The 26241-nt window shown below is 70.2% G+C and carries 22 protein-coding genes, 1 tRNA gene and 1 riboswitch; of the genes, 14 read left to right on the top strand and 9 right to left on the bottom strand.

Going from position 1 to position 26241, the window contains the following annotated elements:
• Window positions 1-157: 157 nt before the first annotated feature.
• Window positions 158-1405 carry an argininosuccinate synthase gene (locus tag HBH26_RS02930; protein WP_168133121.1) on the bottom strand — a complete coding sequence of 416 codons (1248 nt, stop codon included), beginning with the start codon at window positions 1403-1405 and terminating at the stop codon, window positions 158-160.
• Between the two features lie 10 nt (window positions 1406-1415).
• Window positions 1416-2738 carry an MATE family efflux transporter gene (locus HBH26_RS02925; protein ID WP_168133120.1) on the bottom strand — a complete coding sequence of 441 codons (1323 nt, stop codon included), beginning with the start codon at window positions 2736-2738 and terminating at the stop codon, window positions 1416-1418.
• A 59-nt stretch (window positions 2739-2797) separates the two neighbouring features.
• On the opposite strand from HBH26_RS02925, the gene HBH26_RS02920 reads away from it, so the two are divergent.
• Window positions 2798-3202, top strand: coding sequence for an EF-hand domain-containing protein (locus tag HBH26_RS02920; protein ID WP_168133119.1), 405 nt, complete (start codon window positions 2798-2800; stop codon window positions 3200-3202).
• A gap of 153 nt (window positions 3203-3355) precedes the next feature.
• Here the strand turns inward: HBH26_RS02920 and HBH26_RS02915 are convergent, their stop codons facing one another.
• Together HBH26_RS02915 and crtY are read right to left on the bottom strand one after the other, a co-directional pair.
• Window positions 3356-4816 (bottom strand): phytoene desaturase, encoded by a 1461-nt coding sequence (locus HBH26_RS02915; RefSeq protein ID WP_338057219.1) that lies wholly within the window; start codon window positions 4814-4816, stop codon window positions 3356-3358.
• Between the two features lie 23 nt (window positions 4817-4839).
• Entirely contained in the window at window positions 4840-6009 is a 1170-nt protein-coding gene (gene crtY / locus HBH26_RS02910; protein ID WP_168133117.1) for a lycopene beta-cyclase CrtY, read from the bottom strand.
• Window positions 6010-6586: 577 nt separating this feature from the next.
• On the opposite strand from crtY, the gene HBH26_RS02905 reads away from it, so the two are divergent.
• The 6 genes from HBH26_RS02905 (at window position 6587) to thiC (ending at window position 13195) form a co-directional block, all read left to right on the top strand.
• Window positions 6587-7393 carry a sterol desaturase family protein gene (locus HBH26_RS02905; protein WP_168133116.1) on the top strand — a complete coding sequence of 269 codons (807 nt, stop codon included), beginning with the start codon at window positions 6587-6589 and terminating at the stop codon, window positions 7391-7393.
• Window positions 7353-7754 (top strand): DUF2141 domain-containing protein, encoded by a 402-nt coding sequence (locus HBH26_RS02900; RefSeq protein ID WP_168133473.1) that lies wholly within the window; start codon window positions 7353-7355, stop codon window positions 7752-7754. Before HBH26_RS02905 ends, HBH26_RS02900 begins: the two co-directional genes overlap by 41 nt.
• A gap of 63 nt (window positions 7755-7817) precedes the next feature.
• On the top strand, window positions 7818-8687 hold the full coding sequence (locus tag HBH26_RS02895) for a MipA/OmpV family protein (protein ID WP_168133115.1): 870 nt from the start codon (window positions 7818-7820) through the stop codon (window positions 8685-8687).
• A gap of 128 nt (window positions 8688-8815) precedes the next feature.
• Complete coding sequence (locus tag HBH26_RS02890; protein ID WP_168133114.1) at window positions 8816-9859, top strand: ferritin-like domain-containing protein; 1044 nt, start codon at window positions 8816-8818, stop codon at window positions 9857-9859.
• Window positions 9860-9917: 58 nt separating this feature from the next.
• Complete coding sequence (locus HBH26_RS02885; protein ID WP_168133113.1) at window positions 9918-10940, top strand: ferritin-like domain-containing protein; 1023 nt, start codon at window positions 9918-9920, stop codon at window positions 10938-10940.
• Between the two features lie 87 nt (window positions 10941-11027).
• Window positions 11028-11138, top strand: a riboswitch (TPP riboswitch).
• A gap of 35 nt (window positions 11139-11173) precedes the next feature.
• Complete coding sequence (thiC, locus tag HBH26_RS02880) at window positions 11174-13195, top strand: phosphomethylpyrimidine synthase ThiC (RefSeq protein WP_168133112.1); 2022 nt, start codon at window positions 11174-11176, stop codon at window positions 13193-13195.
• 238 nt (window positions 13196-13433) lie between these two features.
• Here the strand turns inward: thiC and HBH26_RS02875 are convergent, their stop codons facing one another.
• Window positions 13434-13700 carry a Txe/YoeB family addiction module toxin gene (locus HBH26_RS02875; RefSeq protein WP_338057218.1) on the bottom strand — a complete coding sequence of 89 codons (267 nt, stop codon included), beginning with the start codon at window positions 13698-13700 and terminating at the stop codon, window positions 13434-13436.
• Window positions 13701-13838: 138 nt separating this feature from the next.
• On the opposite strand from HBH26_RS02875, the gene HBH26_RS02870 reads away from it, so the two are divergent.
• Entirely contained in the window at window positions 13839-14459 is a 621-nt protein-coding gene (locus HBH26_RS02870; RefSeq protein WP_168133110.1) for an SOS response-associated peptidase family protein, read from the top strand.
• 146 nt (window positions 14460-14605) lie between these two features.
• Here HBH26_RS02870 and tldD read toward each other — a convergent pair whose 3' ends face one another.
• On the bottom strand, window positions 14606-16024 hold the full coding sequence (tldD, locus tag HBH26_RS02865) for a metalloprotease TldD (protein ID WP_209308301.1): 1419 nt from the start codon (window positions 16022-16024) through the stop codon (window positions 14606-14608).
• A 102-nt stretch (window positions 16025-16126) separates the two neighbouring features.
• Window positions 16127-16360 (bottom strand): zinc-finger domain-containing protein, encoded by a 234-nt coding sequence (locus tag HBH26_RS02860; RefSeq protein ID WP_168133109.1) that lies wholly within the window; start codon window positions 16358-16360, stop codon window positions 16127-16129.
• 66 nt (window positions 16361-16426) lie between these two features.
• Between HBH26_RS02860 and HBH26_RS02855 the strand changes: the two genes are divergently transcribed.
• On the top strand, window positions 16427-17359 hold the full coding sequence (locus HBH26_RS02855) for an ABC transporter ATP-binding protein (protein WP_168133108.1): 933 nt from the start codon (window positions 16427-16429) through the stop codon (window positions 17357-17359).
• A gap of 4 nt (window positions 17360-17363) precedes the next feature.
• On the opposite strand, the gene HBH26_RS02850 is transcribed toward HBH26_RS02855, so the two are convergent.
• The gene (locus HBH26_RS02850; protein ID WP_168133079.1) at window positions 17364-17543 is read right to left on the bottom strand and encodes a hypothetical protein; all 180 of its coding nucleotides are present in this window, start codon (window positions 17541-17543) and stop codon (window positions 17364-17366) included.
• A gap of 92 nt (window positions 17544-17635) precedes the next feature.
• Here HBH26_RS02850 and nadB point away from each other — a divergent pair, with 92 nt between their 5' ends.
• The 4 genes from nadB to HBH26_RS02830 all read left to right on the top strand — a co-directional run bounded on the left by nadB (window position 17636) and on the right by HBH26_RS02830 (window position 24978).
• The gene (nadB, locus tag HBH26_RS02845; RefSeq protein WP_168133107.1) at window positions 17636-19216 is read left to right on the top strand and encodes an L-aspartate oxidase; all 1581 of its coding nucleotides are present in this window, start codon (window positions 17636-17638) and stop codon (window positions 19214-19216) included.
• A 257-nt stretch (window positions 19217-19473) separates the two neighbouring features.
• Window positions 19474-20562 carry a serine hydrolase gene (locus HBH26_RS02840; protein WP_168133471.1) on the top strand — a complete coding sequence of 363 codons (1089 nt, stop codon included), beginning with the start codon at window positions 19474-19476 and terminating at the stop codon, window positions 20560-20562.
• Window positions 20563-20610: 48 nt separating this feature from the next.
• Entirely contained in the window at window positions 20611-23379 is a 2769-nt protein-coding gene (gene polA / locus HBH26_RS02835; protein WP_168133106.1) for a DNA polymerase I, read from the top strand.
• 75 nt (window positions 23380-23454) lie between these two features.
• The gene (locus HBH26_RS02830) at window positions 23455-24978 is read left to right on the top strand and encodes a lipopolysaccharide biosynthesis protein (RefSeq protein WP_168133105.1); all 1524 of its coding nucleotides are present in this window, start codon (window positions 23455-23457) and stop codon (window positions 24976-24978) included.
• Between the two features lie 6 nt (window positions 24979-24984).
• On the opposite strand, the gene HBH26_RS02825 is transcribed toward HBH26_RS02830, so the two are convergent.
• Window positions 24985-25755 (bottom strand): DUF1134 domain-containing protein, encoded by a 771-nt coding sequence (locus tag HBH26_RS02825; protein ID WP_420824972.1) that lies wholly within the window; start codon window positions 25753-25755, stop codon window positions 24985-24987.
• A 162-nt stretch (window positions 25756-25917) separates the two neighbouring features.
• On the opposite strand from HBH26_RS02825, the gene HBH26_RS02820 reads away from it, so the two are divergent.
• A tRNA-Ser gene (locus HBH26_RS02820) sits at window positions 25918-26007 on the top strand.
• The last annotated feature ends 234 nt before the right edge of the window (window positions 26008-26241 follow it).

Here is a 26241-nt window from a genome sequence, read left to right as displayed (position 1 = left end):
ACGAGCCTAGCGGAATGCAGGTCCGCGCGCGACATTTTCGAAAAAGGATCGAATGCCCTCGCTACCCCGGCCTTGAGCCCGCGTCTCGCTACTCCGCGTCTCTGCGCGAACCATCCTTCCTTCCGCCGGCGTGAGAGATCGTTCCGGCCTACGTGCGTCAGCGATCCCGCCGGCCCAGCAGCCGCAGCCGCAGCGCGTTCAGCTTGATGAAGCCCGCCGCGTCGCGCTGGTCGTACGCCCCCTGGTCGTCCTCGAACGTCACCACCTTCTCGCTGTACAGCGAGTGCGGCGACTTGCGGCCGGTGACGATCACGTTGCCCTTGTACAGCTTCAGCCGCACCGTGCCGGTCACCTTCGCCTGGCTGTGGTCGACCGCGGCCTGCAGCATCTCGCGCTCGGGCGAGAACCAGAAGCCGTTGTAGACCAGCTCGGCATAGCGCGGCGCCAGCTCGTCCTTCAGATGCGCGGCCCCGCGATCGAGCGTGATCTGCTCGATGCCGCGATGCGCGAGCGCGTAGATCGTGCCGCCCGGCGTCTCGTACATGCCGCGGCTCTTCATGCCGACGAAACGGTTCTCGACGAGGTCCAGCCGGCCGATCCCGTGCCGCCGGCCCAGCTCGTTCAGCTTCGCCAGCAGCGTCGCGGGCGAGCACGCCTCGCCGTTCAGCGCCACGCCGTCGCCGCGCTCGAAATCGATCGTGATCGTCTCGGCCTGGTCGGGCGCGTCCTCCGGATTGACGGTGCGCGAGTAGACGTAGTCGGGCACCTCCTCCCACGGATCCTCCAGCACGCGGCCCTCGGACGAGGTGTGCAGGAGGTTCGCGTCGGTGGAGAACGGCGCCTCGCCGCGCTTGTCCTTCGAGATCGGGATCTGGTGCGCTTCCGCGAACTCGATCAGCTTCGTGCGGCTGTTGAGGTCCCACTCGCGCCACGGCGCGATCACCTTGATGTCGGGCGCCAGCGCGTAATAGCCGAGCTCGAAGCGGACCTGGTCGTTGCCCTTGCCGGTCGCGCCGTGGCTGACCGCGTCGGCGCCGACCTGCTTCGCGATCTCGATCTGGCGCTTGGCGATCAGCGGCCGGGCGATGCTGGTGCCCAGCAGGTACAGCCCCTCGTACAGCGCGTTGGCGCGCATCATCGGGAACACGTAGTCCGCGACGAATTCCTCGCGCAGGTCGTCGATGAAGATGTGTTCGGGCTTCACGCCCGCCATCTCCGCCTTGCGCCTTGCCGGTTCCAGCTCCTCGCCCTGGCCGAGGTCCGCGGTGAAGGTCACCACCTCGCAGCCGTAGGTCTGCTGCAGCCACTTGAGGATGACGGAGGTGTCGAGCCCGCCCGAATAGGCGAGGACGACCCGGTCGATGCCGGCGGCGCCGGCGGGCCGCGTGATGGAGCTGTCGGTCATGCGCGCGCCTCTACGGTTCGCGTGCCCCCTTCGCAAGCAGCGCGGGCAGGTGCCGGCCCAGCGCCGCCGCGCGCCAGACGTAGCTCGCCAGCAGCGCGGTCCATGCGCCTTGTGCACCCCAGGGTCGCAGCGCGAGGTCGGTGGCGATGTAGAGCGCGGTGGCCACGATCGCGGCGTTGCGCAGGATCCTTCCTGCCGTGGCGCCGATGAAGATCCCGTCCAGCATCCACGCGGGCACGCCGACGATGGCGACCAGCGCGGCCAACGGCAGCAACTCGCGCGCCAGCGACGCGACCGGCACGCTGGTGGTCAGCAAGGCGATCGCGGCGTCGCCGAAGGCCAACGTCGCGCCGGCGAACAGCGCGCCCGCCGCCAGCGCGAACTCGCCGGTCAGCCGGATCGCGCGGGTCAGTGCGGGGCGGGATCCCGCGCCGATCGCCTCGCCGACACGCGATTCGGCGGTGAAGGCGAATCCGTCGAGGACGAAGGCGGCGACCGCAACGAATTGCAGCAGCACCTGCTGCGCGGCCAGCTGCGTCGCCCCGCCGCGCGCGCCGGCGTTGGCGAACCAGGCGAAGGTGGCGAGCAGCGCCAGCGTGCGCAGCATGATGTCGCCGTTCAGCGTCAGCAGCCGGCGCAGCGCGGCGCGATCCCGCACCGCCGGATCGCGCGCGGCGCGCAGGGCCGGCGCGACGATCGCCAGCGCGACGGCGAGCGACAGCCAGTCGGCGCAGGCCGTGGCCAGCCCGACGCCGCGCACGCCCCAGCCGAGCGCGTGGACGAAGAGGACGCACAGCGCGACGTTGGCCAGGTTCAGCACCAGCTGGATCGCCAGCGCCGCGCGCGTCCGCGCCAGGCCGAACAGCCAGCCGACCATCGCGTAGACGCCCAGCGCGGCGGGCGCGCCGAGCAGCCGCGCCTCGACGTAGCGCCGCGCCGCCGCGTGCAGCGCCTCGCCCCCCGCCATCAGCGCCAGCGCGGCGGGGACCACCAGCACCTGCACCGCCATCACGCCCGCGCCCAGCGCGATGCCCATCAGCAGCCCGCGCACCAGCAGCACGTCGGTCTCTCGCGCATCGCGCCTGCCGTGCGCCTGTGCCGTCAGCCCGGTCATCCCCATCCGCAGGAAGCCGAAGGTCCACAGCGCGAAATTGACGATCGTCCCGCCCAGCGCCACCGCCGCCAGCGCGGTCGCGTCGCCGGTCCGCCCGATCACCGCGGTATCGACCAGTCCGACCAGCGGGACGCTCGCCTGCCCGACCACGATCGGCCAGGCTTGCGCCAGCACGGCGCGCCGGCCGAGCGGGGTGGGGGTGGGCGGGGCGTCGGCCATGCCGCCGCACCTATCGCCGTTCACGCCGCGTACAAGCGCGCGCGGGCAGGCGCGCGGACATGATCCGCTTCCTGTCCGTCGCCGCGCTCCTCCTCGCCGCCCCCGCCGCCGCGCAGGAGACGCGCGCCTCCGCCAATGCGAAGCTCGATGCCGAGTTCAAGCAGTCCGACGCGAACCGCGACGGCTTCCTCTCGCGCGCCGAGATCGAGGCGCGCCTGCGGCGGATGAAGGTGGCGGGCGGGCGCACGCTCGATCCCGCGCAGGCCAGGCGCATCTCCGCACTGTTCCTCGCCCGCGGCGACACGAACAAGGACGGCCGCGTCAGCCGCACGGAGAGCCGCGCGCTGATGGGCGCGGTCTTCGCGCGCTACGATTCGAACGGCGACGGCCGGGTCGAAGGCGCGGAGGCGCAACAGGCCCGCGCGGCGGCGAGGGCGAAGGCGGGGGCGAAGGCGACGCGCTAGGTCGGCGTCGGTCTGAGACTTCCTTCTCGGCGAACGCCGGGGTTCAGTTGGGGAACGCCGTTGATGAGCGTGGCACGTCGTCAAGACGGCCTTGCCTCCTGGATTTCGGCGTTCGCCGGTAAGAGAAATCGGGTCAGGTCGCGCGGAACACCGTCACCCCCGCCCCAGCATCAGCGCCGCCGTCGCCTTCGCGCTGCCCACCACGCCGGGGATGCCCGCGCCGGGGTGCGTGCCCGCGCCGACGAAGAACAGGTTGCCGATCGCGTCGTCGCGGTTGTGGACGCGGAAATAGGCGCTCTGCGTCAGCACCGGCTCCAGGCTGAAGGCGCTGCCCAGATGCGCGTTCAGGTCGCTCGCGAAATCGGGCGGGGCGTAGCTGAACTTGGTGACGATGCGGTCGTGGATGTCGGGGATCAGGCGCCGCCCGATCTCGTCCAGGATCCGCTTCTCCATGATCGGCGCCACCGTGTCCCAGTCGCCGGGGAACTTGCCCATGTGCGGCACCGGGGCCAGCGCGTAGAAGGTGGAGCATCCCTCCGGCGCCATGGATGGATCGGTAACGGTGGGGTGGTGCAGGTACAGCGAGAAATCCTCGCTGAGTACGCCATGGTCGTAGATGTCGTCCAGCAGGCCCTTATAGCGCGGGCCGAACAGGATCATGTGGTGCGGGATGCCCGGCCACGTCCCCTTGATGCCGAAATGGACGAGGAACAGCGACGGCGAGTAGCGCTTGCGCTCCAGCTTCGCCGCGGTCCGCCTGGCCGCGCCCGATCCCTTCATCAGGTCGCGATAGACGTGCATGATGTCCGCGTTCGCCGCCACCATGTCGACATCGGCGCGCCACCCGCTCTCCGTCTCCACCGCGGTCACGCGGTCGCCCAGCGTCTCGATCCGCGTGACGGCGTCGCCCAGCCGCACCTGCCCGCCGATCCGCTCGAACAGCGCGACCATGCCGGCGATCAGCCGGTTGGTGCCGCCCTTGGCGAACCAGACGCCGCCGTCGCGCTCCAGCTTGTGGATCAGCGCGTAGATCGCGCTGGTCGTCATCGGGTTGCCGCCCACCAGCAGGGTGTGGAACGACAGCGCCTCGCGCAGCTTCTCGCTCTTCACGAAGCTGGAAACGATCGAATAGACCGACCGCCACGCTTGGTATTTCGCCAGCGCCGGCGCCGCCTTCACCATCGACGCGAAGTCGAGGAAGGCGACATGGCCCAGCTTCTCGTATCCCTCGCGGAACACGCCCGCGGAATAATCGAGGAAGCGGCCGTATCCCGCCACGTCGGCGGGGTTCAGCTTCGCGATCTCCTCGCGCAGCACCACGTCGTCGTTGGTATAGTCGAACGTCGTGCCGTCGGGCCAGTGCAGGCGGTAGAAGGGCTGCACCGGCTCCAGCGCGACGTCGTCCGCCATCCGCTGCCCGGCGACCGTCCACAATTCCTCCAGGCAGGCAGGATCGGTGATGACGGTCGGCCCCGCATCGAAGGTGAAGCCGTCGCGCTCCCAGTAATAGGCACGCCCGCCCGGCCGGTCGCGCGCTTCCAGCACGGTCGTCGCCACGCCCGCGGCCTGGAGCCGGATCGCCAGCGCCAGCCCGCCGAACCCGGCGCCGATCACGACGGCGCGATGGCCGGGGGGCGTCACTTCACCCCCCGCAGCGCACGGATCGCGCGCCCGATCGGCACCGGCGGCCGGCCCGCCAGGATGCGCAGCTTGTCCGCCGGCGTCGATCGCGCGGCGTAGAAGCGCGCGACCAGCCCGCTGCGCAGGCGATAGAATCGTTCCAGCACGCGATAGCGCTGGTCGGGAACGGCGGCCTTGAACAGCATCGCGTCGAGCATCCGGTAGAAGCGGCGGTCCGCCCAGGCGGTCCGCGCGTGATCGTGGGTCAGGTCGTGCAACGCCGCACCCGACAGGTCGGGCGCATCGGCGATGCGGACGGCGAGGCGGACGGCGTCGGGCAGCGAGTAGCCGGTGGTCGGGTGGAACAGCCCGGCACGCGCCCCCGCCTTTGCCACCTTCGCCCCGCCGGAGCGCCAATACGCGTCGAAATCGCCGCCGTAGACGACGGGCAGCGCGCCGCGCTCCTCGCGCAGGTCGTTCGCGCCGGTCACGACGCGCCATCCCCGCGCCTCGGCGTAGACGTCGATCCGCCGCGACAGCGCGCCGGCGTTCAGCGCCGGCCCGTCGCTGTAATAGGTATCCTCGACGAAGACGCGCGTGGGCGACAGCGGCAGGCAGTAGACGAAGCGATAGCCGTCGTGCTGCGCCACCGTCGCGTCCATCACGATCGGCCGTTCCAGCCCGTGGCCGCCCTCCACCTCCAGCTCGCGCCCCACGAACTTCTGCCAGCCGGCCTGGAGCGTGGACACGTCGCCCGCTCCGCGCGCATCGATCACGCCCGCCGCCTCGATTCGCTCGCCGTCGGCCATGGTCACCGAGGTCGGGCCGCACGCGGCCACGCGCCGCCCGGTCACGATCCGCTCCGGCGGCAGCGCGGCACGCACCACCGCGTCCAGCCGCTCCGACGTCAGCGAGTAATAGGGCTGGCGGATCGTGCGCCGGTGCGCGGGAAAGGCGATGTCGTAGGCCGGCCAGGCATATTGCACCAGCGTGTCGAGCAGCCAGCGATGCTCCTTCGCCACGTCGGCGTCGAAGAAGGACCACAGATGGTTGCCGCCCAGCGTCTCCCCCGCGTCGACGATCAGCAGCCGCACCTCGGGCCGCCGCGCCTGCATCGCCAGCGCGATCAACGACCCCGCCAGGCCGCCGCCGACGATCGCCAGGTCGCAGTGGTGGGTGGCGGACATGCCCCCCGGCTAGACGATCGGACGGCCACGCGGAAGGACGATCTGCCGCGCGCGCGGGACAAGGGGCGGGTGCGGTCGGCGCAACGACGGCCCGCGCGTCGGCACCCCGCCACCCCGAGGGCGTCCCGGCATCCACCGCGTTGCCCCCTCCGTTCGGCCTGAGCGCAGTCGAAGGCTAGGGGAAACGGCGGCGATGCCCCGACGTCGTCGCATGACGCCGACCCCCGTCCCCGCCCGGTCGCGCCTTGGCGATCCTCTCCTTCCGCATCGACCGAGAAGGCTCACGCAAAGGCGCGAAGCCACCAAGAAAGAAGAAGCTGCTTTGCGCGGAGGCGCAGAGAAGCTCCTCCGCCCGGCAGCCACATTCGAAGTCGCCGATGGCGGCCCGGATCGGCGCCACAAGCGACACGCCTCTGCGTCTCCGCGCCTCCGCGCGAACCGAGCTGTCTTCGCGCCTTCGCGCCTTCGCGTGAACCAGCCTTCTTCTTTCCCTCGCGCCGGCCATTCCCCGGCGCGCGCGCCCATGCCGTCGCGGACGGGATGGGCGCGCGCGCCGCGATCCGCTACAGCCCGCGCCATGTCGGTCGCGCTCGCCATCCTCGTCTCCGCCGTCGCAATGACGGTCATCGTCGGCGTCCGCTATCTCGTCACCAGCGGCGGGTTCGCGCTGGCGACGCGGGCGCGGCACCCCGGCCTCTATACCGGGCTCGATCCGCAGATCCGGCGCGAGATCGCCTGGAGTCTCGCCTCCGCCGCCATCTACGGCGTCCCCGCGGGCGTGGTCGCCTGGGGCTGGCGCACGCACGGCTGGACGCGCATCTACGACGACGTGCACGCCTTCCCGCTGTGGTACCTACCCGTCTCCGTGCTGCTGTTCCTGCTGGCGCACGATACCTGGTTCTACTGGACGCACCGCTGGATGCACCGGCCGGGGCCGTTCCGCATCGCCCACGCGGTCCACCATGCCAGCCGCCCGCCGACCGCCTGGGCGGCGATGGCCTTCCACCCGATCGAGGCGCTGACCGGCGCTGTTGCCATTCCGCTACTGGTCTTCGTGATTCCGATCCACGTCGGCGCGCTCGGTCTGGTGCTGGCGATCATGACGGTTATGGGGGTGACGAACCACATGGGGTGGGAGGTTTTTCCCCGGTTCATGTGGCGGGGGATAGTGGGGCGCTGGCTCATCACCGCCAGCCACCACCAGCGTCATCACGAGCGGTACGGGTGCAATTATGGCCTCTATTTCCGGTTCTGGGACCGCCTGTGCGGCACGGACGACGGGATCGGCGATTTCGCCCGCGCGCACGCGAACGCGCGTCGCCGCGGTGGCATTGCTGGCGCCGATGCTGGGCGCGACGCTGATCGGCGCGGCGCCGGTCGCTGACCTCGACGTCGATCTCGCGCAGCTGCGGTCCGCCAAGGGGCAGGTGCGGCTGTGCCTCACCGCCGATCCGGACAACTTCCCGCGCTGCACCGACGATCGCAACGCGCTGACGCGGTCGCTGCCCGCCACGGTCACGCAGGTCCGCTTCGCCTCGCTGTCGCCGGGCGCCTATGCGGTGGCGGTGATCCACGACGAGAACGGCAACCGGAAGCTGGACACGCTGGCCGGCATCCCGCGCGAAGGCTTCGGCTTCTCGCGCAATCCGCCGATCCGCTTCGGTGCGCCGCGCTTCGCCGCCGCCCGATTCACGGTGGATGGTGGTGCACAGGTGCAACAGGTGCGGATGCGTTACATCTTCTGATGCGGTGCAGCGGAGCTTAATCCGGATCTAGCGGTTGCGCCCCTCGACAAAAGGGGAACCCACATGCAGCTGATCCGACCCATCGCCGCCTCGCTCGTCCTGGCCGCCGCGCCGCTGGCGTCGGCCGCGGCGCAGACCAATCCCGTTCCGGCGGAGCCGAACGCCTCGCCCGACACCGTCGGCGACACGGTAACGGTGGGCGTCGCCGCCGCCTGGCTGCCGGATTACGAAGGGTCGAACGACTATCGCGCCGTGCCCGCGCCCGCCGCGATCGGCTCGTTCCGCAACTTCGCCTTCCAGGTGATCGGCAACCGCGCCTCGATCGACCTCATTCCCAACCAGCCCGGGCCGACGTGGGACGTGCAGCTCGGCCCGGTCGGCCTCGTCAACTTCGGTCGCACCAACCGCCGCACGATCGACGATCCCCGCGTGCGCGCGCTGCCCGAACGGGACACCTCGATCGAACTCGGCGGCTATGCCGGCATCGGCAAGACGGGCGTCATCACCAGCCCCTACGACAAATTGTCGGCCTCGATCAGCTATCGCCACGACGTGTCGGGCGTGCACGACAGCGGCGTGCTGACCCCGTCGGTCAACTATTTCACTCCGCTCAGCCTGAAAGCGGCGGTGGGCCTGTTCGCGTCGGCGGAGCGGGTGGGGCGGGGGTTCGGCCGCGCCTATTTCGACGTCGACGCCGCCGATTCGGTCGCCAGCGGTCTTCCCGTCTTCCGTACCCGCGGTGGGTGGAAGAACTGGACCGTGGGGCTTGCCGGCACCTATTCGCTGACGGGCAACCTGCTACAGGGCTGGAAGGTCGTCGCCGGCGGCACGTACAAGAAGATGCTGAACGATTACGCGGACAGCCCGCTGGTCGGTGTGGCGGGATCGCGCAGCCAGTGGCTGGGCGCGGTGGGCGTCGCCTATACCTTCTGACCGGCGTTTTTTTCCATTTGCGCCGGGCCGTTCGCAGCCTAATCCACGGCAACTCGTATTGACCGTAACCGGCGAACCGGCCGCATCCTCGCGGCGCCTGGGCGAACCGGATCAGGAAGGGGTTGCACATGGCGGACAGCCAGGAGCTCATCGACGCGCTCGACAACCGGGTGCGGCGCCGCGAATCGCGCCGGTCGTTCTTCACCGACGCGATCGGCGCGGCGGCGGGTTCCGCCGCGCTGGCCATGGGCGGGCGCGCCGCGGCGCAATCGACGCCCACGCCCACGCCCTCGCCCAGCCCGTCGCCCACCTCCACCGCCGCGCCGATCACCGACGCGGACGTGCTGAACTTCGCGCTGAACCTCGAGTATCTCGAGGCGAACTTCTATGCCTTCGCCGCCACCGGCTCGCCGCTCGCGGCGGCGGACATCGCGGCCGGCGGCGCGACCGGCACCGGCACCGCCGTCGCCGCGACCGGCGGGCGCCGCGTCACCTTCACCGATCCCGCGGTGGCGCAATATGCGCGCGAGATCGCGGCGGACGAGCTGGCGCACGTCCGCTTCCTGCGCACCAACCTGGGCACCGCGGCGGTGGCGCAGCCCGCGATCGACCTGTCGACCGGGCCGACCAGCGCGTTCGGCCGCGCCGCCGTGGCGGCGGGCCTGCCGGCGACGTTCGATCCCTATTCCAGCGACGAGAACTTCCTGCTCGGCGCCTACATCTTCGAGGATGTCGGCGTGTCCGCGTACAAGGGCTCGGCCACGCTGCTGAGCAGCAAGACCTTTCTCGAGGCGGCGGCGGGCATCCTCGCAGTGGAGGCGTATCACGCCGCCATCATCCGCACCTCGCTCTACCGCAAGGGGCTGGCCACGCCCGCGCTGATCGACGCGACGGAGGGGATCGCCGCCGCGCGCAACGCGCTCGACGGGCGTCCGACCGAGGACCTGATCCGCGGCATCGCGCCCAACGACGACCAGGGCATCCGCCCGATCGCGACGCCGGACGGCACCGCGTCGAACATCGTGCCGGTGAACGTGAACGGCATCGCCTTCAGTCGCACCGCCCCCCAGGTGCTGAACATCGTCTACCTGAACGCGGCGGCGGTCACCGCCGGCGGCTTCTTCCCCGCCGGCGTCAACGGCACGATCAAGACGAGCGCGGCATCGACCTGAGGCGCTCTGCCGCCTCGCCACGCCCCTCGTCTTCCTCCCCGCGATAGGGACACAGATCATGATCAAGGATTCCGTCTTCGCCGCCCTCGACGCCGCCAACGCGCGGCGGGCAGAGCGCCGGCGCTTCCTGAAGCTGGCCGGTGCCGGCACCGCCGCGGTCGGCGGCCTCGCGCTTCTCTCCGCCTGCGGCGACGACGACGACGACGATCCCTCGCCGACGCCGACGCCCACGCCGACCCCCACCTCCACCGGCGTCTCGACCGACGTGGGCGTGCTCCAGCTCGCGCTGAACCTCGAGTATCTGGAGGCGCAATTCTACTCGATCGCCGCCTTCGGCCGCCGCCTGCCCGACAGCAGCACCACCGGGACGGTCGGCCAGCCGGGCGCGGTCACCGGCGGGCGCAAGGTGGAGTTCGCCGATCCGCTCATCGCCTCCTACGCGCGTGAGATCGCGGGCGACGAGATCGCGCACGTCAACGTCATCCGCGCCGCGATCACCACGGTCAGCTCCTCGCTGGTCATCGCGCAGCCCGCGATCAACATCGACGGCGGCGCGACCGGCGCCTTCACCGCCGCGGCGCGCGCGGCGGGGCTGGTGGGCGCGACCGACACGTTCGATCCCTATGCCGGCGACCTCAACTTCCTGCTGGCGGCGTTCCTGTTCGAGGACGTGGGCGTCAACGCCTACAAGGGCGCCTCGCCCCTCATCAGCAGCGCGGTCTATCTCGAGGCGGCGGCGGGCATCCTGGCGGCGGAGGCGTACCACGCCGGGCTGATCCGCACCGAGCTCTACAATCTCGGCGCGGCGGGCCGCAACGCGGCCAACGCCATCTCCAACGCGCGCGATTCGCTGGACGGGACCACCGGCACCAACGCGGACCTGGACCAGGGCATCACCGACGCGGCCGGCAACGCGAACCTCGTTCCCGCGGACGCGAACGCGATCGCCTTCACCCGGTCCAGCGCGCAGGTCCACAACATCGTCTACCTGCGCAATACCGCGGGGGTGGGCGGCGGCTTCTTCCCCGCGGGCACGAACAATTCGATCGAGGCGCTGCGGACCAGCGGCGCCTTCGCCTGAACCGGGCGAAACGACGGGCAAGGGCCGCCGGCATCCGCCGCGCGGCCCTTTTTCGTTGGCGCTCCCGCCGCCGCACCCCTATGCTGGCGCCATTCCCCGGGGGGCCGCTGTTCGCGCGGCTGAGAGGAAGGCAGCAGCCTTCGACCCGCCGAACCTGATCCGGTTGATACCGGCGGAGGGAGGGAGCGGTCGCGACAGAACCGTCTTTCCATCCGACATCTGGAGAGACGACGATGGCAGACGTTCCCGCCCGCACCGAACTACGCGTCACCACCGGCCCGATCCGCGGCAGCCGCAAGATCCACGTCGGCGCGCCCGGAAACCCGCAGGTGCGCGTCGCGATGCGTGCGATCGATCTCGAACCCGGCTGCGGCGAGCCGCCGCTCAACGTCTACGACACCTCCGGCCCCTACACCGATCCCGCGGCGCGCATCGACATCATGGCCGGCCTGCCCGACCTGCGCCGCGCCTGGATCGAGGGGCGCGGCGACGTCGAGGCGTATGACGCCCGCCACGTAAAGCCCGAGGACAACGGCCAGCTGGGCCCCGACCGCAGCGGCGGCGTCCAGCCCTTCCCCAACGTCGTGAAGCGCCCGCTGCGCGCGAAGCCGGGCATGAACGTCAGCCAGATGCACTACGCCCGCCGTGGCATCGTGACGCCGGAGATGGAGTATGTCGCCACGCGCGAGAATCTCGGGCGCGAGATGCTGCGCGAGTACGCGCGCGACGGTGAGAGCTTCGGTGCCGCCATTCCCGACTACGTCACGCCCGAGTTCGTGCGCGACGAGGTGGCGCGCGGGCGCGCGATCATCCCCTCGAACATCAACCATCCGGAATCGGAGCCGATGGCGATCGGCCGCAATTTCCTGGTGAAGATCAACGCCAATATCGGCAATTCCGCGGTCGCCAGCGACGTGGCGAAGGAGGTCGACAAGCTCGTCTGGTCGATCCGCTGGGGCGCCGACACGGTGATGGACCTGTCGACGGGCCGCAACATCCACGACACGCGCGAGTGGATCATCCGCAACTCTCCCGTGCCGATCGGCACCGTGCCGATCTACCAGGCGCTGGAGAAGGTCAGCGGCATCGCCGAGGAGCTGACGTGGGAGATCTTCCGCGACACGCTGATCGAGCAGGCGGAGCAGGGCGTCGACTATTTCACCATCCACGCCGGCGTCCGCCTGCCCTACATCCCCATGACGGCGAAGCGCGTGACCGGCATCGTCAGCCGCGGCGGCAGCATCATGGCGAAATGGTGCCTGGCGCACCACAAGGAGAGCTTCCTCTACGAGCGCTTCGACGAGATCACCGAGATCATGAAGGCGTATGACATCGCCTATTCGCTGGGCGACGGCCTGCGTCCTGGCAGCATCGCCGACGCCAACGACGAGGCGCAGTTCAGCGAGCTCTACACGCTGGGCGAGCTGACCCACCGCGCCTGGGCGCAGGACGTGCAGGTGATGATCGAGGGTCCCGGCCACGTGCCGATGCACAAGATCAAGGAGAACATGGACAAGCAGCTGGAGGTGTGCGGCGAGGCGCCCTTCTACACGCTCGGGCCGCTGACGACCGACATCGCGCCCGGCTACGACCATATCACCAGCGGCATCGGCGCGGCGATGATCGGCTGGTACGGCACGGCGATGCTCTGCTACGTGACGCCCAAGGAGCATCTGGGCCTGCCTGACCGCGACGACGTGAAGGTCGGCGTCGTGACGTACAAGCTGGCCGCCCACGCCGCCGACCTGGCGAAGGGCCACCCCGCGGCGAAGATGCGCGACGACGCGCTTTCCCGCGCGCGGTTCGAGTTCCGGTGGCGCGACCAGTTCAACCTGTCGCTCGATCCCGAAACGGCCGAGCAATACCACGACCAGACCCTGCCGGCCGAGGGCGCGAAGACCGCGCATTTCTGCTCGATGTGCGGGCCCAAATTCTGCTCGATGAAGATCACGCAGGAGGTCCGAGAGTTCGCCGCCGGCAGGGCGGCGAATAGCCTTCTGCCGGGGGCAGAAGGCCTCGCAGGACCTCGCCCGGCGATGCCGGGCGGCGCGGACTTCGCGGCGAAGCAGAACGCCCCGGTGGAAACGTTCGTGGCCGCCCAAAGACCGCCCCGGAACGGTGCGGGGGCTGATCCGGCGAAGGCGGCGCCGCTGGGTGAGGCGGAAGCGGAAGCCGGCATGGCGGCGATGAGCGACCTCTACCACCGGACCGGCCGCGAACTCTACATGGGCGCGGGCGACCGGGAGCACGATTGAGAAGAGGGCCTGTCAAACCGCCACCGGCACTTCAATATGTTCGCGAAAGGGGCGGCCGTTCGGCGAGGCGTGCCCAGCGCGAATTCGGCTCCCGTCCGTAGAGATGACGTTCGTTTTTGAGATCACGGAACCAGGTTCAGAGAAGGTCAAATAGACCCAACGGAGGCGCCAGGGTCGGAATAGAGGCATAACCAGCAGAATCGAGCAGAGGCCTGCTGTCAGGGAGCCGGCTTCAACCTCAATAATGATACCGGCACTGCGCTACCTGCAGCACCTGCTCGTCGCCACTGCCCGCCACGCGATACACCAGCCGACGCTCGTGGCTGATCCGGCGCGACCACCAGCCTGACAGATTGCCGCCCAGTGGATCGGGTTTACCGGTGCCCTTGGATGGGTGCCGTCGACATTCCTCAATCAGCGCGTTGACCTTGGCGAACAGCTTCGCATCGTGCTCGAGCAGGCCGAGATACTCCGCCCACGATCGCGACGAGAAGCGGACGTTCACGGCTGGGGGCGCGCCAGGGTCGCCTCGCCGCCGCATCGCCGTGCCTCCCGCGGCGCGTCCTGCGCGAGACCGCGCCCGCGCCTCAACATCCGCAACCTTCGCTCGCCGCGCCGCTCGCCCGGCGCTACTCTGCCGCCCATGTGCAACGAAGCCTATCGCCGCACGCAGCTCGGCCAGGTGGTGGAGGAGTGGCGTGAGGTGCGCATCCCGCTCCGCTTTCCGGAGGGTGCGCCCAATTTCGCCCCGCTCGACGGCTTCCGCATCACCGATCGGGTGGAGATCGTCCGCGGTGGCACGGCGGACGGCGCACCGGTGGCGGAGATGGTGACGCGCCGCTGGAGCTGGCCGGCACCGAACGGGCACCCGGTCTACAATTTCCGCTCCGACGGGCGCCGCATCGGCGACGGCGACGGGACCGGCCGGTGCCTGATCCCCGTGGAGGGCTTCTTCGAGTTCACCGACGCGCCCGCGGCGGACCCGCCGGCGCGCGGGAAGCCGCCCAAGTCCAAATGGGCCTTCACCGTCGCCGGGCTCGACTGGTTCTGCATCGCGGGCGTGTGGCGGAACGATCCACAGGTCGGCGAGGCGTGGGCGATGCTCACCTGCCCGCCGGGGAAGGACATCGTGCCCTATCACGACCGCCAGGTCGTCGTGCTCACCCCAACCGACTATGCGCGCTGGCTGACCGGGGAGGCGAGCAGCGCGGAGCTTTGCCGCCCCCTTGCCCCCGGCACGCTGCGCGTCGCGCAGGTGCGCTAGGCACCGATGCTCATCGCATCAGGGGCGAGCGGCGCGGCGCCGCGTGCGCGGGAGAAGCCATCGGCGGCGAGGTTGCCGTGACGACGCCGCGCCAGTTCGCGACCCCGCTCCGGCGGCGCTCGACGGCGACCGGTCGGATAGCGGGCCTAGGCCGCCGTCCCGCCGACGGTCAGCCCGCCGACCAGTAGCGTCGGCTGGCCCACGCCCGCGGGAACGCTCTGCCCGCCCTTGCCGCAGATGCCGATCCCCTCGTCCAGCGCGAAGTCGTTGCCGACGCCGAGGACTTTGGTCAGCACGCTCGGCCCGTCGCCGATCAGCGTCGCGCCCTTGATCGGGGCGCCGATCCTGCCGTCCTCGACCAGGTAAGCCTCGGTGCAGGAGAAGACGAACTTGCCGGACACGATGTCCACCTGGCCGCCGCCGAACGACTTGGCGAAGATACCCTTCTTCACGCGGCTCAGCAGCTCGGCCGGATCGTCCCTGCCCGCCTTCATGAAGGTGTTGGTCATCCGCGGCATCGGCGCGTGGGCGAAGCTCTCGCGCCGGCCGTTGCCGGTCGCCTCCACGCCCATCAGCCGGGCGTTCAGCCGGTCCTGCATATAGCCCTTCAGGAAGCCGTCCTCGATCAGGATGGTCTCGCGCGTCGGCGTGCCCTCGTCGTCGATGGTCAGCGAGCCGCGGCGGTCGGCGAGCGATCCGTCGTCGACGATCGTGATGCCGCGCGCCGCCACCTGCTCCCCGATCCGGCCGGAGAAGGCGGACGTCCCCTTGCGGTTGAAGTCGCCCTCCAGCCCGTGGCCGATCGCCTCGTGCAGCAGCACGCCGGGCCAGCCGGGGCCGAGCAGGACCGTCATCTCGCCCGCCGGCGCGGCCACCGATTCGAGGTTCACCAGCGCCTGCGCCAGTGCCTCGTCGATGGCGCGGTTCCACACGTCCTCGCCCATCAGCCGATCGTAGAGGTAGCGGCCGCCGATGCCGAACGTGCCCGTCTCGCGCCGGCCGTTCGCCTCGGCGACGATCGACACGTTCAGGCGGACGAGCGGGCGCACGTCGGTGGCGACGAAACCGTCGGGCCGCACGATCTCCACCACGCTCCACGTGCCGCTGAGCGCGACGGAGACCTGCGCCACGCGCGGATCGCGCGCGCGGGCGGCGGCGTCGATCGTCTGGCACAGGTTCACCTTGTCGGCGAAGGGGACAAGGTCGAGCGGGTCGGCATCGGTGTAGAGCCGCGCATTGGTGCCCGGCGGCGCCGGGGCCCGGGCCTGGGCGGAAGGATCGATCAGCGCCATCGTCTCGCCGGCCCGCCGGATCGCCGCTTCGGACAATTCGTTGGCATGGGCGAAGGCGGTCATCTCGCCGGACACCGCGCGCAGGCCGAACCCGGCCGTGGTGTCGTAGCTGGCGGTCTTCAGCCGCCCGTCGTCGAACCCGAACGCCTCCGCCTTGCGATACTGCAGGTAGAGCTCGCCGTCGTCGGCGCGCGCCAGCGTCTGCGTGGCGAGGCGCTGCGCCGCATCGGGGTCGAGCGCGTCGCGGTAGAGGAAGGATCGGGGATCGGTCATGACGAAGATATAGGCCGGCTATCGCCGCGCGCCACTATCACCTCCGCGAAAGAACCGGGCGGCGTCGGACGCGGAAAATCACGGTTCGCCGTTTCGTCGCGCTCACCGCCCCGCGCCGTCTCCGTGATCGCCGAGCGTCGCCTGGTCGGCGCCGTCCGCCGGGCCGCCGATCAGCACGAAGCGGCGGTCGCAATAGCCGCAGTCGACGTAGCCGGTCTCGTCGATCTGCAGCCACACGCGCGGATGGCCCAGCGCGGCGCCGCCGGGGATGTCGGCCGCGCCGTCGCAGGCGACGCGGGGCTGGCTGGTGCGGACGGTCTCGGGCGGGGCGATCATGCGCGTGCGATTAGCAAGTGGCCGGCGGCCTAGCAATCACCTGCCCGCAGGCGTAATCGCGCCCGTATGACGGCAGCCATCTCGATCCGCGACCTCAGCAAGACCTACGCCGGGGTGAAGGGCGGCCCGCCCAAGCAGGCGCTGGACGGTGTCTCGTTCGACGTGCCGCGGGGTTCGATCTTCGGCCTGCTCGGCCCCAACGGCGCGGGCAAGTCGACGCTCATCAACATCCTGGCCGGACTGGTCAACAAGACCAGCGGGTCGGCCTCGATCTGGGGGTTCGACATCGACCAGCATCCGCGCAACGCCAAGGCGTCGATCGGCATCGTCAACCAGGAGATCCTGTTCGACCCCTTCTTCACGCCGGTGGAGACGCTGGAGATCCAGGCTGGGCTCTACGGCGTGCCCAAGGCGCAGCGGCGCTCGCTGGAGCTGCTGCGCGCCGTCCACCTGGAGGACAAGGCGAACGCGTACGCCCGCACGCTGTCGGGCGGCATGAAGCGGCGGCTGATGGTGGCCAAGGCGATGGTCCACTCGCCCCCGGTGCTCGTGCTGGACGAGCCGACCGCGGGCGTCGACATCGAGTTGCGCCAGCAATTGTGGACCTACGTGCGCAGCCTGAACGACGCCGGCGTCACCGTGGTGCTGACGACGCACTATCTCGAGGAGGCGGAGGAGCTGTGCGACCGCATCGCGATCATCAACCACGGCCGCGTGATCGCCAACGAGCCGACCGCGGACCTCGTCGGAAAGGCGCAGGAGAAGATCGTCGCCGTCACCGTCGACCGCGACGTCGCCGCGCCGCCGCAGAACGCCTGTTTCGAGAAGATCGTGCTGAAGGGCATGCGGACGCTGGAGATCACCTATTCGAAGGACCGGGTGAACGCGGGCGAGGTGCTGGGCGCGGTGCAGGCGGACGGCTACGGCATCGTCGACGTTTCGACCAAGGAAGCGGACCTCGAGGACGTGTTCCTCAGCCTCACGCGCGCGGCGGGGTGACGCGCTAGGCCGCTTCCAGCGTCGCGGCGCGGCCGACCAGCCGGGTCGCCTCGTCGATCATCGCCGCCGCGGTATCCATGTCGCGCGTCGACACGGCGATGCCCAGGCAATTGCCCGCCTCGCGCCGCAGTCGTTCGGCGCGAAGCCGGTGCCGGTCCATCCTCTGTTCGAAATCCCGTGCCATCACAGCCGCGCTCAATGCCGATCCCGCGCGCCGGTTCCGGCCGCCGCGCAACGGACTGTCGCATTGGCGGCGTTTCGTGTCAGGAAGACGACATGACCACCAGCGACGTCCTCATCGTCGGTTCCGGCGCCGCCGGCCTCACCGCCGCGCTCAACCTCGCCGACCGCTTCCGCGTCACCGTGCTCGCCAAGGGCGCGCTGAACGAGGGGTCCACCGCCTGGGCGCAGGGCGGGATCGCCGCGGTGCTGGAACCCGGCGACACGTTCGAGAACCATGTCGAGGACACGATGGTCGCGGGCGCCGGGCTGAACGATCGCGCGATCGTCGAGTTCGTCGTAGAGGGCGCGCCCGCCGCGATCGCGCGGTTGCAGGCGCTGGGCGTCCCCTTCGCCGAGGAGGCGGGTGCGCTGCACCTGACGCGCGAGGGCGGCCACTCCCACCGCCGCATCGTCCACGTCGCCGACGCCACCGGATGGGCGGTGCAGGAAGCGCTGCAACGCGCGGCGGAGGCGCACCCGAACATCACCCTGCTGCCCGACCGCGTCGCGGTGGACCTGGCGACCAGCCGGCACGAGGAGCGCTATTCCGGCGCGGGCCATGTGTGGGGGGTCTACGCGATCGATCGCGCCACGGGCCAGGTGGAGCTGCACACCGCGCGCGCCACGGTGCTGGCGACGGGGGGCGCGGGACGCACGTACCTGTTCTCCACCGCGCCGCGCGGGGCCACCGGGGACGGCATCGCGATGGCGTGGCGCGCGGGCTGCCGCGTGTCGAACATGGAGATGATGCAGTTCCACCCCACCTGCCTCTACAATCTCGACGTCAAGAACTTCCTCATCACCGAGGCGGTACGCGGGGAGGGCGGGCGGCTGGTCAACCCCGCCACCGGGCGCCGCTTCATGCCCGACTATGACGCGGAGCGGCTGGAGCTGGCGCCGCGCGACGTGGTGGCGCGTGCGATCGACGCGGAGATCAAGCGCTACGGGCTCGACTACGTCCACCTCGACATCAGCCACCAGCCCGCCGACTTCGTGCGCGCGCATTTCCCGAACATCCACGATAAGCTGCTCGGCCTCGGCATCGACATGACGCGCGACCCGATCCCGGTCGTGCCGGCGCAGCACTACACCTGCGGCGGGATCGTGGTCGACCGCGACGGGCGCACCGACCTGCCCGGCCTCTACGCCGCGGGCGAGTGTACGGAGAGCGGGCTGCACGGCGCCAATCGCCTCGCCAGCAACTCGCTGCTCGAATGCTTCGTCTTCGGCGAGGCGGCGGCGCGGCACATCGCGGCATCGTGGGACGGGCTGCCGCCCGTGCCCTCGATCCGCGCGTGGGACGAGAGCCGCGTCACCGACGCGGACGAGGAGGTGGTCATCAAGCAGAGCTGGACCGAGATCCGGCGCTTCATGTGGAATTACGTCGGCATCGTGCGCACGACCAAGCGGCTGGAACGTGCCAAGCACCGCATCGACCTTTTGACCAGCGAGGTGGAGGATTATTACGGCCACTTCCGCGTGACGCCGGACCTGGTCGAACTGCGGAACCTGTTGCAGACGGCGGACTTGATCGTCCGCTCGGCGCTGCACCGCCACGAGAGCCGGGGGCTTCACTTCACGCTGGATCACCCGTCGACGCTGGCCGATGCGGTGGACACCGTGCTGGTGCCGTGACGCTGCGGCGCGACTCGCACGGATTCAGCGGTTTGCGCCGTAAACTTGGGGTTCAAGCATCTCGTCGTAACAGGAGGGATGATCGTCGCACCCGAGTCGCCCGCGGGATTGCCTTTCGCCCGCGAACGCCGTCACTTTCCCGTCATCACGGGGGCTGCACGACGTTGAAGACCGATCGCCACGCGCAAGGAGCCCGGCGCCGTCCGGGCATCGTCCTGGCCTCGCTGCTGATCGCCGGTTGCGGATCGGGCGGGGGCATGTCGCTGATCCCCGCCGCGCAGCAGGACGCGCGCCAGCAGCAGCAGTGGCGCGACGCCGCCGCCACCTTCGTCTCCGTCCCGGTTCCCGCCGCCGTCCCCGTCACGCGGCCCCGCAGCGCGGCGCCGGCCGGGTTGCAGTCGCGCGTCGACGCGCTGGTCCGCTCCTTCCCCGGCAAGGCCGGCGCCGCGATCGTCGCGGTTGACGAGGGGTGGAGCGTGGAGCGCGGCGGCTCGCTCAGCCTGCCGCAGCAGAGCGTCAGCAAGCTGTGGGTGGCGATGACGGTGCTGGCGCAGCGCGATGCCGGGCGACTGAAGCTGGACGATCCCGTATTGGTCACGCGCGACGACCTGACGCTGTTCCACCAGCCGATCGCCGGGCTGGTGCGCGGCGAGGGTTATCGCACCACCGTCGGCGCGCTGATGACCCGCGCGCTGACGCAGAGCGACAACACCGCCAACGACCGGCTGCTCACCTTCGTCGGCGGGCCGTCCGCGGTACGCGCGTTCATTTCCGAGAAGCGGCTGGGTGCGATCCGCTTCGGCCCGGGCGAGCGGTTGCTGCAGAGCGGCACCGCCGGGCTCACCTGGTCGCAGTCGATGGCGACCGGCCGCGGTTTCGAGGCGGCGCGCGCGCGGCTGGACCCGGCGGTGCGCCGCGCGGCGTTCCAGCGCTACGTCGACAATCCGCCCGACGGCGCCGCCCCGCTGGCCATCGCCGACGCGCTCGCGCGGCTGGCGCGGGGAGAATTGCTGAGCGAGACGTCGACGCGGCTGCTGCTGGAGACGATGACGGCGTCGCGCACCGGCCACGCGCGGCTGCGCGCTGCGACGCCGGCGGGATGGGAACTGGCGCACAAGACGGGCACCGGGCAGGACTTGGGCGGCCGCAACGCAGGGTTCAACGACGTCGGCCTCGTCACCGCGCCCGACGGGCGACGCTACGCCGTCGCCGTGATGATCGGCGACACCACCGCCCCGATCCGCGACCGTCAGCGGCTGATCCAGAACGTCGCCTCTTCGCTGACCGGCGCCGCCGCGACAATCCGCATGGCCGCCGCCGATGCGGACGACGACGCGGCGAACTGACCGCGACACCGGTTCCACCCGCGCGCGAAAGGGCATAGGGGTGACGCCATGCCGCACCTCTATCTCGTCGACGGATCGGGCTACATCTTCCGCGCCTACCACCGTCTGCCGCCGCTCACGAACAAGCATGGGGAGCCGGTCGGCGCGGTGTACGGCTACACCGCCATGCTGTGGAAGCTGGCCGACGCACTGCACAAGGCGGACGGGCCGAGCCACATGGCGGTCATCCTCGACAAGTCCTCCAGCACGTTCCGCAACGCACTCTACGACCAGTACAAGGCGCACCGTCCGCCCCCACCGGAGGACCTGAAGCCGCAGTTCCCGATGATCCGCGACGCCACCCGTGCCTTCTCGCTGCCCTGCATCGAGGAGGAGGGGCTGGAAGCGGACGACATCATCGCCTGCTATACGAAGGCCGCGCTGGCGCAGGGATGGCGGGTGACGATCGTCAGTTCCGACAAGGACCTGATGCAGCTGATGGAAGATCCATCGGTCGACATGCTCGACACGATGAACAACCGCACGCTCGGTCCCGACTACGTCGTCGAGAAGTTCGGCGTCGGGCCCGAGCGGCTGGGCGACGTGCTGGCGCTGATGGGCGACAGCGTCGACAACGTGCCGGGCGTCCCCGGGGTCGGCCCCAAGACCGCGTCCAAGCTCATCAACGAGCACGGCGATCTGGAAGCGGTGCTCGCCGCCGCGCCGGACATGAAGAAGGGCAAGCTGCGCGACAACCTGATCGAGCACGCGGAGAACGCCCGGCTGTCCAAGGTGCTGGTGACGCTGAAGTGTGATTCGCCGCTGCCGCAGCCGCTCGACGAACTGCAGTTGCAGGGCATTCCCGACGCCCCGCTGCGCGCCTTCCTGGAGCATCACGGCTTCCGCACGCTGCTGTCGCGGCTGGAGCAGGTGGCCGACGCGCCGCAGCCCGAGGCGGCGAACGTGCCGCAGGAGGACGATCCCGCCTGCGACCACGATGCCTACGAGACGGTGGTGGACGAGGCGGCGCTGGACCGCTGGATCACCGTCGCGCGGCACCAGGGCTGGGTGGCGATCGATACCGAGACCAGCGCCAAGGACCCGATGCTGGCCGAGCTGGTCGGCGTCAGCATGGCGCTGGCACCCAACCTCGCCTGCTACGTGCCCCTGGGGCACGAGGGCGAGGCGGGGGGTGCGGATATGTTCGCCGAGCGCCCGGTGCAGCTCGACCGCGAGGTGGCGCTCGCCAGGCTGAAGGACCTGTTCGAGGACGAGAGCGTCCTGAAGATCGGGCACAACCTGAAGTACGACATGATCGTGCTCGCGAGGCTGGACATCGACGTCGCGCCTTATGACGACACGATCGTCATGAGCTTCGACCTCGACGCCGGACTGCACGGGCACGGCATGGACGAGCTGGCGGCGACGCACCTGTCGCACAGCTGCATCGCCTACAAGGACGTGACCGGCACGGGCAAGAAGGCGATCGGCTTCCATCAGGTCGATCTGAAGGCCGCCACCCGCTACGCCGCGGAGGACGCCGACGTGACGCTGCGGCTGTGGCGCCGCTTTCGTGCGCGGCTGCCGGTGGAGGCGGCGACGCGGGTGTATGAGATGGTGGACCGGCCGCTGCCCGCGGTGATCGGGCGAATGGAGCGGCACGGGATCAAGGTGGACCGGGAGGTGCTGTCCACCCTGTCCGCCGGATTCACGACGCAGATCGCGGAGCTGGAAGGCGTGATCCACGACCTCGCCGGCGGTCCCTTCACGATCGGCAGCCCCAAGCAGCTGGGCGACGTGCTGTTCGAGCGGATGGGGCTGAAAGGCGGGCGCAAGGGCAAGAGCGGCGTTTACTCCACCGACGTGAACGAGATGGAGCGGCTGGCGGCGGACAAGGATTCGCCTGGGGCGGAGATCGCGGCGCGGGTGCTCGACTGGCGCCAGCTGACGAAGCTGAAGAACACCTACACCGACGCCCTGCAGGAGCAGATCCACCCCGCCACCGGCCGCGTCCACACCAGCTACTCGCTGACCGGCGCGCAGACGGGGCGGCTGTCCTCCACCGACCCCAACCTTCAGAACATCCCGATCCGCACGGAGACGGGCCGGCAGATCCGCGATGCCTTCGTCGCCGAGGCGGGGCACGTGATCCTCGCCGCCGACTATTCGCAGATCGAACTGCGCCTCGCCGCGCACATGGCGGACGTGCCGCAACTGCGCGATGCGTTCGCGCGCGGTGACGACATCCACTCGCTGACCGCGCAGGAACTGTTCGGCGAGGTGAACCGCGACACGCGCGGGCGCGCCAAGACGATCAACTTCGCGATCCTCTACGGCATCAGCCGCTGGGGGCTCGCCGGGCGGCTCGACGTGACGGCGGACGAGGCGCAGGGCATGATCGACCGCTACTTCGATCGCTTCCCCGGCATCCGCGACTATATCCACGCCACGACGCAGTTCGTGCGCGAACGCGGGTTCACGACGACATTGTTCGGCCGCAAGACGCACTTCCCGCGCATCCGCAGCAAGGTGCAGCACGAACGCCAGGGCGCGGAGCGCGCCGCGATCAACGCGCCGATCCAGGGGACCAGCGCCGATATCATCAAGCGCGCGATGGCGCGGATGGAACCCGCGCTGGCGGCCGAGGGGCTGACCGGCACGCGGATGCTGTTGCAGGTGCACGACGAGCTGGTGTTCGAAGTGCCCGACGCGGAAGTCGATGCGGCGCGCCCGGTGATCGAGCGCGTGATGGCGACCGCCGCGGAACCCGCGGTGATGCTGTCGGTGCCGCTGGCGGTGGAGATCGGCACCGGGCCGAGCTGGGGCGCGGCGCATTGATCGCCCTCACCCTTCCGGCGCTCCGCGCCTCCCTTCCTCTCCCGGTGGGAGAGGGAAGGGTTAGGGCGGCTTAGCATGACCGACACCCCGCGCACCGACGACATGGCTGCGCTCGCCAAGGGCGGGCGGACCAATGTCGCCGGATTCGTGCTGAAGCTGGGCGCGCGCATCCCCTTCCTCTTCATCGCCGGCCACTTCTACGGTGCGGCGCTGGTGGGGCGGTTCGCCATCGCGGTGGTGGTGGTCGAGCTCGCCGCGCTGATCGCGACGCTGGGCCTGAAGCGCGGGCTGGCGCAGGCGCTGTCCTCCACCGGGCGGCCGCACGCCTGCGTCGTCTTCGATGCGCTGGCGCTCGCCTTCGTCGCCAGCCTGGCGGCGAGCGCGATCCTCTTCGCCTTTCCGCAGCTGATGTACCCCAATTCGGCGATCGGCGGGCTCGACCGGTTCTTTCCGCTCATCATCCTCGCCCCCGCATTGTCCGATGTCAGCCTGGCCGCGCTCGCCTATCGCCACGATGTGAAGGCAGCGGTGACGGCGCGCGCCATCGTCGAGCCGTGGACGCTGTCGATCGCGGCATTCCTGTTCTCCTTCGCCACGATCAAGGACGGGCTGGTCCTGTCCTACGTCGCCTCGATGGTCGCGGCGCTGATCGCCAGCATCGTGCCGCTGATCCGCAGCTACGGCCTGCCGCCGGGCTGGTCGCCGCATCTGCGCGACCTGTTCGCGCTCGCCCGCGCCAACATGCCGCTCGCGGGCGCCGACGCGCTGGAATGGGGCAGCCGCAATGTCGACCGGCTGATCCTGGGCCTCCTGTTCGCGCCCAACGTCGTCGGCATCTATTACATGGCGCAGCAGGTCGCGAGCCTGCCGCAGCGGCTGAAGACCAGCTTCGACCCGATTCTGGGGCCCGTCGTGACCCAGAGCCTGGCGAAGCGCGACTATGCCGCCATCGCGCGGCAGGTGCGGCAGGTCGCGTTCTGGATCATCGCAGCGCAGCTGGCGCTGGCGCTGATGGCGTCGATCCCGCGCAAGGCGGTGATGGCCGCGATCGGCCCGCAATTCACCAGCGGCGCGGCGGCGATGGTGTTCCTGCTGTTCGCCGAGGTGTTCGCCTCGACCGGCGCGGTGTGCGAATCGGCGCTCGTCTATCTCGCGCGGCATCGCAACCTCCTGATCTCCGCGGGGATGCTGTGCGTGCAGATCGCCCTGTCCTTCGCCTTCGTGCTCGGCCTGCGCGCCTTGGACTACGGCATCACCGAGCAGGCGGCGGGCGCTCCGGTGGCGCTGATGCTGGTGCTGCTGCTCACGTCGGTGGCGAAGGCGAAGCTGCTGTCGAGGCTGCTGAAGGCGCCCGTCTCGCCGATGCGCTGGCCGCTGGTCTACGCCGCGCTGGCGGCCGGGGTGGCGGGCGGCGCCTTCACGCTGCTGCCGCCGGGCTGGCGCGCGGTGCAGCTGGCGGTGGGCATCCCGGCGACGGCGGCGGCCTATCTGTTCGTGATGTGGCGCTACGCCTTCGGCCCGGACGACCGCGCGCTCTTCGCGAAGATGCCGCGCGCGGAGGAGGCGACCCTGCCCAACGAGGGCAGCTTCATCCGTTGAGGCGCGTCAGAACGGCAACCACTTCGACGTTTCGGTGAACTTCATGTACCCGACGTTGACGCCCGCGCGCCAGCCGACGCCCAGCCGGACCGGGATCAGCACCACGTTGCCCTTGCGCAGGTACGTCGCCGCGAACCCCCCGACGAAGTACAGCCGCCCTTCCGCGCCGGGAAAGCGATTGTAGATCTCCTGCGTGTCGTGAAGGTTGTAGACCAGCACGAACACCTTGTTCGCGTCGCCCCCCGCGTCGAAGCCGACCGACGGGCCGGTCCAGTATACCGGCCGCTGCCCCTCGATCTTGTGCGTCATCACGCCCGAGCCGTAGCGCAGGCCGACGATCAGCGCCGCCGACGCCTCGCGTCCGGCGATATAGGCGTTGGGCTCGCCCTGCTCCTTCAGGATCTTCTCGATCAGCCCGGCAAATCCTTCCGCGCCCTTGCCGAACACGTCCTCGCCCGCGGCGATCAGGTCGTCGCGCTTGTAGGTGTCCGCCGCCGCGGTCGTCGCCTCCGCGCGTGCCTGCTGCGCCACTTCGCCGGTGGCGGCGGGGGAGACGGGGGCGGGGGCGATCGGTGGGGATGCGGGCGTGGGGGCGGGTGCCGCCGGGCGCGGCGGCGGCGGCGCCGGGCGCGCGGGGGCGGGTGCGCCGACATCCGCGTCGATCGCCGCATTGGGATCGATGGTGCGCACCTGCGCCGACGCCGGCAGCCCCGCCAGCGCGATCGCCAGGCCCGCCGTGATGCCCGCGCGCCAGACCCTGTTCGCCATCTCACTCATCCCCCGGAAACGCCCCGAAAACGCATCGTCAAAGGCGTAGCGCACGCGCCTGTCGCGGCCATGAACGATGCGCCTGACCGAGTCCTTTCCGCGCCCGGCCGAATCCACCTCCCCGGTTGATCGCGCCCGCCCGCCCCGCTATAGCCCGCCGGCCGCCGGTCCGGAGACGTGGGTGAGTGGCTGAAACCAACGCTTTGCTAAAGCGTCGTACGGGAAACCGTACCGAGGGTTCGAATCCCTCCGTCTCCGCCATTTTCCCTTGAAAAAGCTGCATTATTTCGTTTTTCCGGATAGTGAGTCCATCGCTGTGTCCACTTTGGACTGCGACTTTCTACGTACAGGTCTAACCAATCCCGGTCATTTTGCGCGGTCAGAGCCGCTGGCTTGACCGCTTTGAAGCGCGTTCCGCTGCGCGAGTTAATAGGACGCCTCTCATCACTGAATGCGTTCGGAGCCGCATCCGTCCAGGCGATGCTCACAGCACCT

It is taken from the genome of Sphingomonas corticis, from assembly GCF_012035195.1.
GTDB classification, from domain to species: Bacteria; Pseudomonadota; Alphaproteobacteria; order Sphingomonadales; family Sphingomonadaceae; genus Sphingomonas; species Sphingomonas corticis.
The sequence above is the reverse complement of the archived record's forward strand: the minus strand, read 5'-3'. Positions and strand labels throughout refer to the sequence as shown.